Here is a 15,080-nt window from a genome sequence, read left to right as displayed (position 1 = left end):
TCTGGCGACCGCGGGAAACGCCGCGGGTTTCCCCGGTCGCCGTCGGCCGCATCCGGCGGCCGGGCGCTTTTCCCACGGGCTGCTAGACTTCCGTCCACCCCCGCCTGGAAGGATCCATGGCCCGTCGGACCGCCGCGCCCGCAGCCCCCGCCACGGCTGGCAGCCCATCGGCCGCCACAACGCGAGCCCCCTCCCCCTGCCGGCTCCACCGGCTCGACGTCGGCTCCGGCGTCCTCGCCGCCGCGGTCGAGTGGCTGCTCGCCCGCGCGGGCGCCGATCCGAGCGTCGACGGCGGCGCCACGCCGGTCGCCGACCTCTCCGGCTGGCTCGTCGTCCTCCCGGGGCGCGCGGCGGGGCTGCGGCTCAACGAGCTGCTCGTCGCCGCGACGGCGGCACGCGGCCTGGCGCTGGTGCCGCCGCGGATCACGACGCCCGGCGATCTGCCCGAGTGCCTCTACGCGCCCGGCAAGCCGCTCACCGACACGCTGCTCGAGACGCTCTGCTGGTCCGGCGCGATCGCCGCCGCCTCGCCGCGCGATCGCGACCTCGTCGTGGCCGGCCTCGGCGGCACCGCTGCCGACACGCCTCCGGCCGGCGATCGGCTCGTCGACGCCGGCGCGGGGATGGTCGCCCTCCACCGGGAGCTGGCCTCGCACGGTCTCGACTTCGCGTCGTTCGCCGCGACCGCGGCCGAGAAGCTCCCCGCCTTCGCCGACGACGACCGCTGGCTGGCGCTGGCACGGCTCGAAGCCGAGTACCTCGGCTGGTTGAAGGGCCTCGACGCCTGGGACCGGCAGACGGCGCGGCGGAAGGCGATCGGCAACGGCGAGATCCGCTGCGACCACCGGATCGTGCTCGTGGCGACGGTCGATCTCGACCCACTCCAGCGCGATCTGCTCGCCGCCCTGCCGGCGGGCTGCGATGCCCTCGTCGCCGCCCCGCCGACGATGGCCGACGCCGAGTTCGCCGCCGCGTTCGACGACTACGGGTGCCTCGTGCCCGCCGTCTGGGACACCGCGCCGATCGCGCTGCCGCTCGACGCCATCGCCGTCGTCGAGGACGCGGCCGGTCAGGCCGACGCCGTCATCGACTGGCTGCGAAGCCTCGGCGGGCGCCGTGCCGCCGACGAGATCACGATCGCCGCCCCCGATTCGGCGCTCGTTCCCGAGCTCGAGCACCGGCTCCGCGGCGTCGGCCTGAGCGGGCGGGCCGCGGGGGGCCGCACGGTCAAGCGCTCGACGCCGTGGCATCTGCTCGAGGCGATCCTCGGCTGGCTGGCGGATGGCGGTTTCGCCCCCTTCGCCCGCCTCCTCCGCTGCCCCGACGCCGCCCGGCTCCTCGCCGAGCGCACCGGCATCGCGCTTCCCGCCGCCGTCGCCGACGAGATCGCCAACCGCCACCTCCCGCTCGCGATCGACCGCCGGCTGCTCGCCGAGGCCGCCGCGGAAGCGCGCGATCCCGCCGCCAGCCCCGAGCGGCTGTTCCTCGCCCTCCTCGACGCCGCCGACGGCTGGTTGGCGGAGCTGGTCGCCGCCACCCGCGCCCTCGGCAAGCGCGCCCGGCGCGGAAGCAGCGACCGGCAGCGGGCCCTCGATTGGGCGGCGGCCATTCGCGGCGTGGTCGGTGCGGCGCTCGGCGACCGGATCCTCGACCGCGACGCCCCCGGGGAACGGACCGTGGTCGTCGCCCTCGAGTCGCTCGGCGAATTGCTGGCCGAGATCGAGACGCTCCCCGACGAGCTGGTCGCCGCGGTCGGCCCGGTCGGTCTCGGCCACGTCCTCCTGGAGGGGTGGGGGCGACGGCTCGTGCCCGCGCTTCCCGATCCCGAGGCGGTGCCCATCGTCGGCTGGCTCGAAGTCGCGCTCGACGACGCCCCGGCGCTGGCGATCACGAGCGTCGTCGAGGGAGTCCTGCCCGGGGGCGTGAGCCGCGACCCGCTCCTCCCCGATCCGCTCCGGCAGGCCGTCGGCCTCCCCGACACCAACCGCACCGCCGCCCGCGACGCGTGGAGCCTGGCGCTGGCGGCGACCTGCCGCCGCGATCTGCTCGTGATCGTGCCGCGCCACCACGTCGACGGCGCCGCCGCCGTCCCCAGCCGGCTCCTCTTCCGGCGCCCGGCAGCGGAGCTCGTCGCCGCCGTGCAGCGGATCTGCAGCCCGGCGCCGCCGCAGCCGGCACCCTCCCCCGGTGCGACCGGGCGCCTCGCGATCCCGCATCCCGACTCGTTCGCCCCCTTCCTGGCGCTGGCTCCCCAGGAGACCGCCGGCGCCGAGCCCGCCGCGGAGGCCGCAGCGAAGCCGCGGGAGTTGGCCGTGACGTCGCTGCGGAGCTACGTCGCCTGCCCCTACCGGTTCTGGCTCAGGCATGTCGTCGGCCTGCGGACCGTGACCGACGACGCCCTCGAACTCGGTGCGCTCGAGTTCGGCACGCTGCTCCACGAGTGCCTCCAGCGCTTCGCCGCCGATCGGGTGCTCGCGGCATCGACCGATCCCGAGGCGCTCGCCGCCGCTCTCGGCGGCCTCCTCGACGACCTCGTCGCCTCGCGCTACGGGCCCGCCGCCCTCCCGGCAGTGGAGGTCCAGGCCGCGCTCGCCCGGCGCCGGCTCACGGCCTTCGCCGTCGAGCAGGCGCGGCGAACCGCCGCCGGATGGCGGATCGCGGCCACCGAAAGCGAGGTTCACGGGACGCTCGACGTCGACGGCACGGCGGTGCCGATCGTCGCCCGGATCGACCGCATCGACCACCACCCAGCCACCGGCCGCTGGGAGATCCTCGACTACAAAACCTCGGCCCAGGGGCGCCCGCCCGACCGGGTGCACCGCAAGCGCGGCGCGTGGATCGACTTCCAACTCCCCCTCTACCGCCACCTCGCCGGGGCGACAGGAATCGCGGCCCTCGCCGCGGCGTCTCCCGAGGCGATCGCGGTCGGGTTCTTCAACCTCCCCGCCCGTGCGGAACACACCGCTGTCGTCGTCGCCGATTGGACCCGCGCCGAGCACGAAGCGGCGCTCGCGGCCGCCGCGGAGGTGATCCGCGGCATCCGCGCCGGCCGCTACTGGCCGCCGAATCCGGACGGTGCCGCGTCGTTCCCGGAGTACGACGCGATCTGCCAGACCGATGCGATCGTCGACGACGGCGACGATGACGACGACGGGGGTGCCGGATGAGCGCAGGCAGCGCCGCGCCGCGTCCCTCCGACGGCCCGGGCACGGACCGGTTCGTCGCCGTCCGCGCCAGTGCCGGCACGGGGAAGACCCACGCCCTGACCACGCGCTTGATCGCCCTGCTCGCCGACGGCACACCCCCCGAGGAGATCTTCGCCGCGACGTTCGCGCGGAAGGCGGCCGGCGAGATCCTGGCGCGCGTCCTGCGCCGGCTCGCCGACGCCGCCGACCCGGCACGGCCGGACGCGACCGCGCGCCTCGCGGGCGACATCGGCGCCCCCGGGCTCGGCGCCGAGGCGTTCCTCGGGATCCTCGCCACCCTCACCGGCGCCCTCGGTCGGGTGGCGATCGGCACGCTCGACGCGTTCTTCGTCTCCGCCGCCGACGCGGCACGGTACGAGCTCGGACTGCCCGAGGGATGGGGCGTGGGGAACGAGGCGGAGGTCGCGGGCCAGCGCCGCCGGGCGATCCACGCCGCGCTCCAGGACGGCGAGGCGACCGCCGCGGCGCTGGCGACGCTCCTCGTCCAGGCCTCGGGAGGGGGCACGACGCGCGGCCTGGAAGACGCGGTCGGGGGGATCGTCGCCGACCTCGCCGCGCTCCACCGCCAGGCCGACGCGACCGCCTGGGAGCCGCTCGCCGTGCCACCGGCCCCCGCCGCCGCCGATGTCACGGCGGCCGTGGCTACGCTCCGCACGGTGGCGTTTTCGCACAAGAAGATCGCCGCGGCACACGAGGCCAGCCTCGAAGCCTTCGAAGCCGGGCGGTTTCGCGACTTCCTCGGCAGCGGGATCGCCGCCAAGCTCGTCGCCGGCGAGACGACCTACTACAAGAAGCCGCTCGCCGACGAGGTCGTCGCGGCGTATGGCGTGCTGATCGCCGTCACCCGGACGGCGGTGATCGCCCGGATCGTCGAGCAGACGCGGGCGATGCGCGAGTGGCTCGACCGCCACGCCACCGCCCTCGACGGCCTCGTCCGCCGGACCGGGGTCGTGTCGTTCGACGACGTCACGCGGCTCGTCGGCGACGCCGCCGCCGACGGCACGCTCGACGCGGCGCGGTGGCGCGGGATCCCGTTCGCCAAGCACCTGCTCCTCGACGAGTTCCAGGACACGTCGCTCGGGCAGTGGCGCGTCCTCGAGCGCCTCGCCGAGCACACGGCGACCTCCGGCGGCACGTTCTTCGCGGTCGGCGACTCCAAGCAGGCGATCTACGGTTGGCGCGGCGGCGAGGCGACGCTGTTCGAAGCCCTCGGCGGGTTCTTCGCCGCCGGTCCGGTGCCGCTGCGGGAACAGTCGCTGCGCGAGAGCTGGCGATCGAGCCCGGCGGTCCTCGAAGCCGTCAACGCGCTGTTCGGCGCGTTGGCCGGTTGCCCGCAGCTCGCCGACGCGCCCGAGGTGGTCGCCGAGTGGAACCGGTCGTTCCATCCCCATGTCGCCGCCGCGCGCAACCGCGACCTCGCCGGCTGGGTGCGGCTGCGCACCGCACCGGCCGACGACGGCTCCGCCGCCGACCTGTTCCGCGCCGCCGCCGACCGCGCCCGCGACCTCGCCACGGCCAATCCGGGGCGGACGGTGGCCGTGCTCGTCCGCACCAACGCCGGCGCCGAGCAGGTGATCGCGCGGCTGCGCCGCGACGGGATCGCGGCCAGTGCCGAAGGGGGGCAGCCCCTCTCCGACTCACCCGCGGTCGAGCTGCTCCTTTCGGTGCTGTCGCTCGTCGACCATCCCTCGGACACCGTGGCCCGGTTCCACGTCGGCGCCTCGGTGCTGGCCGGCGACTTGGCCCTCGACGGCGCCGCCGCCGTCGCCCGTGAGCCGTCGCCCGCGTTTCTCGCCGCACTCGACCGGGTGCGCCGCCGGCTCGTCGACGACGGCCATGCGGCCGTGCTTGGCGACCTCGCCACGCGCCTCACGCCCGCCGCCGGTGCCCGCGACGGCCGGCGCCTCGAGCAGCTCCTCGTCATGGCCCGCGACCACGACGTGCGCCATGGGGGCAGCGCGGGCCTGGTGCGCACCGCCCCGTTCGTGGCGCGCGTCCGCAGCGAGCGCGTCGCCGACCCCGAGCCGGCGGCGATCCGGGTGATGACGATCCACAAGTCGAAAGGGCTCGAGTTCGACATCGTCGTCCTCACCGACCTCGACCGGAAGCTCGTACCCCACCATCCGCGGGTCGTGGTCGATCGTCCGGTGGTCCGCGGCCGGGCGCTAACGCCGATCCGCGGGCTGCTCACCGGCCTCAACGGCGACGTCGCACCGCTGCTCCCCGCCCCCTGGCCCGACTGCCACAGGCGCGCCGCCCACCCGCTGCTCCGTGAATCGATCAGCACGCTCTACGTGGGGATGACGCGTGCGATCCAGGCGCTCGAGGTGATCATCGCGCCGGCGGGGCCGCGGTCGGGAGCGGCACCGCAGACGATCGCCGGGATCCTCCGGTCCACACTCGGGGCCGGCGCGGCCGCGACCCCCGACACGCTCCTCTACGCCGTCGGTCACCGGACCGATCCCGCCGACGACCGACTCCCGACGGCCACGGCTACGGCGGCCACCGCGCCGGCCAGCGCCGTCGTCGGCCCGGTGGGGCTCGCCCCGCTGCCGCCCACGGGCCGGCGCCGCGGCAGGGCCTGGCGGACGCCGTCGGGGCAGGAAGGGGGCAGCGCCGTGGCCGCGCGGGCGCTCCTCGATGCCGGTTCGGTCGCCGCCCGTGCGGTGGGCACGCTGCTCCACACCTGGATCGAGCAGGTCGGCTGGCCGGCAACGCTCCCCGACGACGCCACGCTGGCGACCATCGCGCGCGACCACCCGGCGGTGGCCGATCAGGTCGCCACGCTCCGCGCCGACTTCCGGCGGATGTGCGCGGCCCCGGCGATCGCCGCGCTGCTCGCCGAACCCGCCCCCCTCCTTCCGGAGCGGCTGGTGCGGACCGGCCTCGCTCCCGGTCCGGCCGTTCCGGTGCTGCGCCGCGAGCGCGGCTTCGCGCTGGCGGTCGACGACGGCCTCGTGCAGGGAATCGTCGACCGCCTCGTGGAGTGGCACCGCGACGGCCGGGCGGTGGCCGCCGAGGTGATCGACTTCAAGTTCGACGGCATCGGCGATTCGGCGCGCGCGACCCCGGCGGAGCGGCAGCGGATCCGCGCCGACAAGACAGCGTTCTACACCCCGCAGCTCGAGGCCTACCGCGATGCGGTGGCCAGGCTGCTGTCGATCGACGAGCGTCACGTGACGACGACGCTGGTCTTCATGCGTTCCGCGGCGGTCGTCGAGTTGGCTTGAGCGCGACGACGGCAGGGACGACTCAGCGCTCGGCCGGCTGGGGAAACCGGACGACTCCCGTCCAGCCGTTGTCGCCGCCGCGGGCACCCACGATCACGAGCAGATCGGCACCGTCGGCCGCGACCCCGAAACAGGCCCCGCCGACCGTGGCTCCCGGCCGGATCTCGTCGAACACCGTCGTGGTCCGCACGTCGGAGAACCGCACGCAGTCGGCGTCGGCCGAGAGGAGGACGAGCCCCTCCGGCGACCACTCGAGCGCCCGGATGCCGTGCGTGTGCCGGGCGAACGTGCCGACCGGCAGCCCTGTCGCCGTGTCGAAGCACAGGACCTCGCCGACGTGGGTGCCAATCGCGAGACGCGTGCCGTCGGGGCTGACGGAGACGCGTGTCACGCTCCCGGTCGATGGCGGCAGCTCGACCAGCCGGCGCCCGGTGCCGCGCCGCGGCACGCCGGCGTCGGAGGTCTCGTAGAGCGTCACCGTCTTCGCCGTCGCCACGGCCAGTCGGCCACCGGGGCCATGGGCAAGGGCATGCACCGCGATCCCGCTGCCGGTGTCGTCGAGCGTCTCGAGCACGCCGGTGTCGTCATGCCACCGGAGCAACCGGCCGTCGCGCGCTCCGATGAGCAGCTCGTCGGGCGCCGTCCACAGCATCGCCTCACCGATGACGTCGGCCGGGATGGGGCGCGTGACAGCGCCCAGGCGCGTCGTGATCTCGAACGTGCCGCCGCTGGTCGCGATCCGCCCGGAACTCGACTCGGCGGAGATCCGCTCGCCGGGCCCGGCTCCGACCAGCGTGATCGACGGCGTCGTGATCTCGTCCGCGCCGGTCGACGACGGCAAGAGCGGTCCGACGACCCCGAACCGACCGCCCCCCAGCGCCGCGACGCCCATCAGCGGCCCCCGCGGGGAGGGCAGCTCGTGGACGCCGGCCAGGCCCCGCGAGCTGTCCGCGTCCCAGCGCCGCAGCGTGCCGTCGTTTCCGGCCGAGAGGATCGTGCCACGCGGCTCGAACGTCACGTCCCACACGCGCCCGGGATGCCCGACGAACGTCGTCACGGGTGCGCCGTCGGCAGCATCGAACAGCCGGACCACGCCGTCGCGGCAGCCGGTCGCGATCCGCGCCGCGTCGGGCGAGAACCGGCAGCCCGCGACCCACACCGGATGCAACGGCAGCGATCTGACCAGCGTGCCGGAAGGGAGATCCCACAGCCGCGGCTGTCGATCGGTGCCCGCAGTCACCAGCCGCGTACCATCGGGACTGGCCGCCACGCTCGTCACCTTGCCGGCGTGCCCCTCGAGCTCGCACTCCACCATCCCGGTCACCGCATCGCACACCACCACCCGCCGGCCACAGGCCACGACGATCCGCCGGGCGTCGAGATACGCCAGGCACTCGATCTCGGGATCAGCCGCATCCTCGGCGCCAGGATTCCCACCGGCGGCGGCGGCGAAGGGATCGAGCGCCCGAGGGGTGGACGAGCCATCGGGGGTCCACACCCACACTGTCCGTCCCTCGCCCCCGACGGCCACCGCCATGCCGTCGGGCGCCCAGCCGACGCCGAACAGCGGACCGTCGGCAAAGTCGCGCTCGGCGACGAGCGCGCCGGTCGCCGTGTCGGACACGGCCGCGCGGCCGTCCTGGCCGACACTGGCGACGCGCATCCCGTCGGGGCTGAGGGCGACGTCGTTGATCTCGTCGTGGGGCCGGGTGACGACCGGCGGCCCGTCGACCGCCCCATGGTCGTCGAGCCGCCACACGTGCAGCCGGCCGTCAGCAGCCCCGGCAGCGACCGTCCGACCGTCCGGCGCGACGACGACTTTGTGGAGTGGGGCGCTACCGGCCGGAAGCCGGTCGAGCTCGCCGTTGCAGCGGGCCAGCAGCCACCGCCCGGCAACCGACCCGGCGAGCGCCGGATCGAGCGACCGGCAGTCGTCGAGCTGGCGCAGCGCCCCGGCGGCATCCCCACCGGCCCAGGCCTCGAACCCGCGCCGCAGCGTGGCCGCCGCCTGGTGGCCGCGGATCTCGGCCGCCCGGCTGTCGAGCAGCGTCTGCTGCCGCTGCTGAACGACGACCATGCCACCGGCGACGACGATCGCGGCGACCGCCACGCTCGTCGCGACGGCGATTCCCGGGCGGCGGCGTGCGGCGCGCCACACCCGCGTGGCGACCCCGAGCGGCCGCACGAGCGTCGGCTGGCCGGCCAGAAAGCGGCGCAGGTCGGCGACGAGATCGGCGGCGGTGGCGTAGCGTTCCGAGGGGCGCTTGGCGCGGCAGCGGAGCCCGACCGCGGCGAGGTCGGCGGGCACCCCGGTAACGATCCGGTCGGCGGCCACCGGCTCGGCAAACAGCACCAGCCGCAGCGTCTCGGCCTCGCTCGCCCCGGCCTGGCAGCAGCGCCCCGTGAGCAGCCGGTCGAGGAGCAGGCCGAGCGAGTGGATGTCGGTGGCGGCGCCGACCGGCCCGATCGCGTGGTCGACCTGCTCCGGGGCCATCCAGGCCGGCGTACCCACCCGGGTGCCGGAACGCGTGAGGTCGGTGACGTTGGCGCGCTTCGCCTCGTCGGCGAGCAGCTTTCCGAGGCCGAAGTCGCCGAGCTTCACCTTCCAGCGGCCACCGCCCGGCGCGGCACCGGGTTCCTCGAGGACGCCGTCGGGATCGGCGACGAGGAGCACGTTGGCCGGTTTGATGTCGCGATGGACGATGCCGAAAGCGTGCGACGCGGCGAGCGCGTGGACCACGCGCGCCGCGGTGCGCGGCTCGAGCGCGCCAGGGCGGGAGTCGAGCCAGTCGGCGAGGCTGCCGCCGGTGCAGAATTCCTCGGCGATGAACAGGCAGCCGTCGGCCTCCCCCGCCTCGTGGATCGTGACCACGTGGGGATGGTCGAGCCGCGCGGCGAGCTCCGCCTCGCGGAGAAACCGGCGCCGTGCCCCGGCGGGCAGCACCGCCTCCGGCCGGGCGACCTTGAGCGCCACGCCGCGCTGGAGCCGCGTGTCGAGCGCCTCGTAGACCCGCGCGAACCCGCCGCGCCCCACCTCGCGGACCACGGCGAACCGGCCGATCCGCAGCGGCATCGCCCCCTGATCGGCGCCGGCGTTGCCCGCCTGTTCGGCGGCCATCTGCCGGAGCAGCAAAATGGCATCGAGCCCCGCAGGGAGATCGGGCTCCGGCGAATCCTCCCCGCCGGCTTCGCCCTCGCCGGGTGGCCGATGCCCCGCGAGCCGGTCGTCGATGTCGGCGAGGCGCGCGGCATCGGCGGGCAGCGCTTCGTCGGCGGGAAGGGAGTCGCGCCGTGGCGGCTCCGTGGGGGCCGGTTCGCGGGGCGTCGGCGCCTGCTCACCGCAGGGAATCGGCGTGTCGGGTGCCATCGCGTGATCCCGTTCCCTGTCGCGGCGGGCAGCTCCCGACCGGTTCGGGAAGCTCGTCCTCCACCCGCTGCCGGAGCGTGGAACCAATCATCCGTGACCGGTTTCCGTCGCAACACACCGCCGAACGACCCACGATCACTCCGAGGTGTCGGCCGCCGCCTCTAGCGCCGGATCACGATGTCCACAACCGGCCCCGTCAGCCGTCGCCGGCGCTGAGTGCAAGCTGCAGCCGTTTCACAGCACGGTACCACAGCTTCCGCACCGCGTTGTCGGACCGACCGAGCCGGACGGCGATCTCGGCGAACGGCAAGTCTTCCCAGTAGCGGAGGCGCATGACCTCGCGCGTTTCGGCACCGAGCGTGTCGAGCACGCGGGCGACGACCATGGCGTCGTCGCGGCGGATCGCCGACGCCTCGGTGGGGCGCGTGGGGGCGGTCGGGGAGCGTTCCGGGGCACGCGCCGCGGCCGAGCCGGGCCCGAGCACCACGGCACGATCGTACGACCGCTGCCGGCGCAGCGCGTCGAAGACGTCGTTGGCAAGGATCGCGCGGAGCCAACCATAGAACTCCGCCACGGTCGTTCCCTGAAACGAGGTTAACGCGGCGTGGGCGGCGACGGTCGTATTTTGGACGACGTCGGACGGCGCCAGGTGGGCCCGGACCTCGGTCGGGATCCGGCCATCGGCAATCCGGACGAGGTAGCCGCGGGCAGCGACGAGCAGCTCGCCGAGCGCGCCAGGCTCATTGCGGCGGGCGGCGGCGATCAAGTCGCCGAGCCTCCGCTCGTCGGCCAGGCAGGCCGACGCGATCGGAGACGCAGCCGAAGCGTCGGCCGACAGCAACGAAACCGGTCCACAACCGTCGTCACGAGTCCCGCACGTCCCTGCCGTCGGTTGAGGCATGCCCCCTCCTCACCCCCTTCCCCGGGGAACTCGTCGGCAGCCTACCGCGGCCCTCCGTTTCTGCCATCTCCGGGAAAAACGCAAGAAAAAAATTCTCGTGGCTAACTTTCGCCGCGCCGTGCGTCTCTAGAGATGGAGAAAGGCGTGCGGGCACTGGGCCCGGCGCCACTCCCGGTTGCAGGAAGGGAATCGATCACCGATCGACGCCCTCCGGCACACCGGCAGCACGGCCCGCACCATCGACCGGCACCTGGAGATGGCCCGGGACGAGGAGACGCGTCCTGAACCGAATCGGCCAGTGCAGCCTCGAGAGCGTGGCCGCTGGGTGGCGTCTGCCCCCGGCGGCCGCGCCATGGCTCGGGGGCACCGGGAGGGTCTGTCGTGGTGCGGGGGATGTTTGTCCGAGATTCGACGTGAACGTGTCCTGAAATCGATCAAGGAACCGCTCCTGCAAGCACCCGCTGTCGTGTTTCGCCTCGTGCGAAACTGACGAACTGGTCACACGTGTCACGGTGACGAGTGGTGCGGCGGTTCCGCGCCCGCATTCGGCCTTCATCGGCCGGGTGCCGGGCCATGCTCCGATCGATCGGAGCATGCGGCGGCTTGGCTGCGCCGTTCCCGAGCCGCTCGCGCGGTGCTTGCTCTCGCACGGTCTCCTGCGCCCGCCGTCAGGCAGCGCGCTGGCGAGCCGTCGCGCCGGCATGCCTCCGGCGGGAATCGTCCACGCGAAAGGCGCGGGAGATACCGCGCTTTCCGGGTGGCCGACCGCCGCCGCGCGCGGCGGAGCCGTCACGGCCGTGACCGGGTCGATCGCCACTCCACTCGTGGGGCTCTCCGTCCGCGTGCGCCGCGCCGGATGGACGCCGCGCCTGGGGTGTCGGTCGGCGCCGGTGACCGGTTCGGCGTTTCGCACGGTGCAGCGCCGCGGGTGTGCGCGGGGGCTCTTCATGGAGCCCATCCGATGCCGACGATTCCGCCTGTCACGCTCCGCGTCCTGTTCGACGCGGTGTGTTCCAATCCCCGTGTCACCGGCGGCGACCAGCCCCCGGGGGGCGTGGACAATGCGCTCGCTGCCTCGTTCGCGACGCCGCCCGGACACATCGCCCGTGCACGCCTGACTCGCAGCGTTACTGACGTCACCGGCGGTTGCGATGCCACAGAACGTGCACGCGCCGGATGGCAGCGCGACGGCCCTCGGCAACCTGGCGTTCACCGTCGTGATCTCGATCGACGGCCTCGTCGGGCAGCCGCGCCGCGCGCTCACGCGGACAGAGGCAAAGCCGTTCATCGGCAGCAACGCAGTCGACATCGGCGCGTCCCGGACTGCGTTCTGCGGCAGTCACGTCCGCCGCCAGTCACGGTAACGAACCTGCCGAGCGCGACGGCACGCGCTTCGGCAGTCCGCCGTACCGCGATGTACCCGATCTGGAGATCAAGGCTGCCGGAGCGCTCGAGCAACGTCTCCATGGCGTTGCCCGCAGCGGAGCCTACGCAACCGTCTTCACCCGCTTCGTAACCGCACCCGATTCGACCGCAACCCCATCACTCATGTTCGCCATCACTTCCCCAGGAGGCCTGCTCGTGTTTCACTCCCGTTCCCGTGACAATGACTTCTCCGCATCGCTGCCACTGGACTCCCTTGACTCGTATCAGTGGCTTGGCGCCCGCGACCGACCAGGTCCGCATGGAAGTCCGCTCCCGGCCGCATCGATTTCCGCGCGGCTCACCCGCTTGCCGCCGCCTCGCGCACAACGTTGGCGTTGCGTGAGCCTGCTGTCAGCTTTCATCGCCATCTTCGGAGTCAGCCGGATCTGGTGCGGAAGTGCCTCGGCGATCGGTATCGACTGGGTCACCGTCGGCGACTCTGGCAACCTACCCGACGCCTACGGATACGGTGCGGTCGCCACTTCATACCGCATCATGAAGAACGAATTGACGAATGACAATTACGCGGCGTTCCTCAACGCAGTCGATCCCGAGGGCACGAACCCTGCCGACACATACTCCTCACTGATGAGATTCTTCGGTGGAATCGAGAACACCGGAATCACTTCCGGCAGTCGATATCTCGTCAAGCCCAACATGGGCGACAAGCCGGTCACGTTCACGAGCTGGTTCAATGCCGCTCAGTTCGCCAATTGGCTTCAGAATGGAGAGCAGACATACCCTTCCAGTGCTGCTGGTGCGACGGGGGTCAACCAGGGCGCCTATACAATCACGAATATCGCCAGTGGTATAGCGCCACAAAGGAACTCCGCAGCGGTCTTTTGGGTTCCCAGCGCCGACGAGTGGAAAAAGGCCGCGTATTTCAAAGGAGGGGCCGCGGCGGCAGGGTGTTGGACATACCCGACGCAAAGCGACTCGCCCCCGACCGCAGTGATGGCGACTTCGACCGGCATCGGCATGCTCGGAGGGATCAGTCCGGTCCCCGGCGGAAACTCCGCGAACTTCAATCGCGGAGCTGACTGGGGCGGTAAAGATGGCAATGTGACCACGGTAGGTACCAATGGAGGCCCGAGCACGTACGGTGCCTTCGACATGGGCGGTAATGTCGCTGAATGGACCGACGAGGCAGGCTTCGACGCAACTCGCCGCATTCTGCGCGGCGGGAATTTCGCGTTCGATTCAGCGGCGATGGCAGGGTCATCAAAATCTGACGCCGGGGCCGCGGCGCGGGGTGATTTCTTCGGGATCCGGCTCTCGGCGATCGCTCCAACCTCCATCCCCGTGATCGATCCAAGCGCAGCGGGCACCGTCGTCGCCATCGTCGCGGGGTTCCTCGCGTGGTTCGAGCGGCGGCGCGGCCGGCGCGGGGCCTCCGCCGCAGCGAGACAGTCGCCCACTGCTCCGCAAAGGCGGGCGCCGCGGATCCTGATGACCGCCGCGCAGGCTGCGGCAGCCCTGGCCGCGGCGCTGATCCTGGGCCGACCGGTCGCCGCCGCCACGACCGACACGGTGCAGTACCTGTCGTCACCGGCCAGCTACGGCGCGGTGCGAAACGGGTTGAACCTGGAGTATGGTACCAACGCGTTTCCCCCCCTCACCGAGACGGCGCTCGAGGCCTATCAAGTCCAGGGCTCGGGGCCGGTCACGCTCACCTTCCGGATGCATGCCGACACCGGCTCGTTCCGGTTCAATTTCGGCTACTACAAGTACCTCCCGGCACTCAACTCCATCGACACGAGTACGACGGCGGGAAAACAGGCGTATGCCACCACCGCGCTCGCCGCGGGCAACGCCGTGCTGGTGTTCAACGACGTCATCCACGATCCCGGCGCGACGACGACCAAGACCGTCAACGGCGGCGACCTGCTCGGGTTCTTCCTGATACCTGACGATACGCTGGCGAACTTCCAGACGAGTCCGGGCAGCTTCGCCGTCACCGGAGTCGGCTCGGCGACGTTCGGGATCGGCGGTCCCAAGCGCTGGCCGTTCTTCGGCTACGCGGCGGCCAATCCCGGTGGCAGGGATCAGTTGATGAGCTTCGCAGGGACGTCGAAGGCCACCGGGAAGCGCTCGAACATGTTCGCGTGGGAAGACATCTCCCGCGCCTCGCTGCCCGGCGACTTTTACTGTGACAACGCGTTCAACGACCTGATCTTCGCGGTCGAGGGAGTCGAGGCAGCGGTGACGAGTCCTGCCGCGATCCCCGAGATCGACCCCGCGGGATTGGCGGGCGTCGTGGCCCTCGTCGCCGGTGCCCTCGGCCTGCGGGAGCGGCGCCGGTTTACCCTTTGACATCTTGCGACACCGCGCCGCGCCCGGAGACAAAACCGGGCGCGGTGGCGTGTCGCGCGGGGTGGCCGCGGTGCCCGGCCAGCATCGCGAGGGCGTCGCCCAAACGTGACACGCCGACGCGTCGTCCTGGGCTCGCCCGCGCCGATCGGACCTTGACCGCCGCTCGACGCGGCCCGCGCATGAAAAAAGCCCCAGTTACGGGGCTCTTTTCGTCGATTTCACTCGGGAAAACTAGAGCGGAGGGCACGGGATTCGAACCCGCAACCCCTTTCGGGGCATCTGATTTACAGTCAGAGTCCGATGACGCTTTTTTGCGATGTTTTTTGGGGTTACCGTATTGCTGGGCTACTGTTGGGCTACCGCGGCGTGGCAGGCAGGCGGCTCTGTTGGCGCTGATCTCGAGGACTGGTCGCTTTGCCGGCAGGCGGGCGGGCAGTGGCCTAGGGTTTGCGTCGCGCCTGGCTCGGGTACGCTGATGAACCCACCGGGTGCGGGGTGTCGCGAGGAACCCCGCCAATGCGTCCCGCCATTGCCATCGCCCTATCCCTTGTCCTGGCCTCCGTCGCCTTCGCCGGCACGCTCACCGGGAAGGTGGTGAAGATCGTCGATGGCGACATGATCGACGTGCTCGACGGCTC

The 15,080-nt window shown here is 72.6% G+C and carries 7 protein-coding genes; 5 read left to right on the top strand and 2 right to left on the bottom strand.

Annotated features, from left to right (window positions below):
* Window positions 1–116: 116 nt before the first annotated feature.
* Both FJ309_08935 and FJ309_08930 read left to right on the top strand, forming a co-directional pair.
* Window positions 117–3,167: a hypothetical protein gene (locus FJ309_08935; GenBank protein ID MBM3954723.1), complete on the top strand. Its 3,051-nt coding sequence runs from the start codon at window positions 117–119 to the stop codon at window positions 3,165–3,167.
* The gene (locus FJ309_08930) at window positions 3,164–6,436 is read left to right on the top strand and encodes a hypothetical protein (protein MBM3954722.1); all 3,273 of its coding nucleotides are present in this window, start codon (window positions 3,164–3,166) and stop codon (window positions 6,434–6,436) included. The genes FJ309_08935 and FJ309_08930 overlap by 4 nt, the downstream gene beginning before the upstream one ends.
* A gap of 22 nt (window positions 6,437–6,458) precedes the next feature.
* On the opposite strand, the gene FJ309_08925 is transcribed toward FJ309_08930, so the two are convergent.
* Both FJ309_08925 and FJ309_08920 read right to left on the bottom strand, forming a co-directional pair.
* On the bottom strand, window positions 6,459–9,803 hold the full coding sequence (locus FJ309_08925) for a hypothetical protein (GenBank protein MBM3954721.1): 3,345 nt from the start codon (window positions 9,801–9,803) through the stop codon (window positions 6,459–6,461).
* Between the two features lie 196 nt (window positions 9,804–9,999).
* Entirely contained in the window at window positions 10,000–10,704 is a 705-nt protein-coding gene (locus FJ309_08920) for a sigma-70 family RNA polymerase sigma factor (GenBank protein MBM3954720.1), read from the bottom strand.
* A gap of 1,151 nt (window positions 10,705–11,855) precedes the next feature.
* Here FJ309_08920 and FJ309_08915 point away from each other — a divergent pair.
* The 3 genes from FJ309_08915 to FJ309_08905 all read left to right on the top strand — a co-directional run.
* Window positions 11,856–12,068: a hypothetical protein gene (locus tag FJ309_08915; protein MBM3954719.1), complete on the top strand. Its 213-nt coding sequence runs from the start codon at window positions 11,856–11,858 to the stop codon at window positions 12,066–12,068.
* A gap of 184 nt (window positions 12,069–12,252) precedes the next feature.
* Window positions 12,253–14,442, top strand: a complete 2,190-nt coding sequence (locus FJ309_08910; protein MBM3954718.1) for a DUF4114 domain-containing protein — start codon at window positions 12,253–12,255, stop codon at window positions 14,440–14,442.
* A gap of 516 nt (window positions 14,443–14,958) precedes the next feature.
* Window positions 14,959–15,080 (top strand): nuclease (locus FJ309_08905; protein ID MBM3954717.1); only part of this gene is annotated, 122 nt, incomplete at its 3' end.

Source organism: Planctomycetota bacterium (assembly GCA_016872555.1).
Lineage (GTDB): Bacteria > Planctomycetota > Planctomycetia > Pirellulales > UBA1268 > F1-20-MAGs016.
The sequence above is the reverse complement of the archived record's forward strand: the minus strand, read 5'-3'. Positions and strand labels throughout refer to the sequence as shown.

Coding starts and splice junctions, on each gene's coding strand:
- FJ309_08915 (MBM3954719.1), top strand. CDS start 11,856: ATGCCACAGAACGTGCACGCGCCGGATGGCAGCGCGACGGCCCTCGGC.
- FJ309_08925 (MBM3954721.1), bottom strand. CDS start 9,803: ATGGCACCCGACACGCCGATTCCCTGCGGTGAGCAGGCGCCGACGCCC.
- FJ309_08910 (MBM3954718.1), top strand. CDS start 12,253: ATGTTCGCCATCACTTCCCCAGGAGGCCTGCTCGTGTTTCACTCCCGT.
- FJ309_08930 (MBM3954722.1), top strand. CDS start 3,164: ATGAGCGCAGGCAGCGCCGCGCCGCGTCCCTCCGACGGCCCGGGCACG.
- FJ309_08920 (MBM3954720.1), bottom strand. CDS start 10,704: ATGCCTCAACCGACGGCAGGGACGTGCGGGACTCGTGACGACGGTTGT.
- FJ309_08935 (MBM3954723.1), top strand. CDS start 117: ATGGCCCGTCGGACCGCCGCGCCCGCAGCCCCCGCCACGGCTGGCAGC.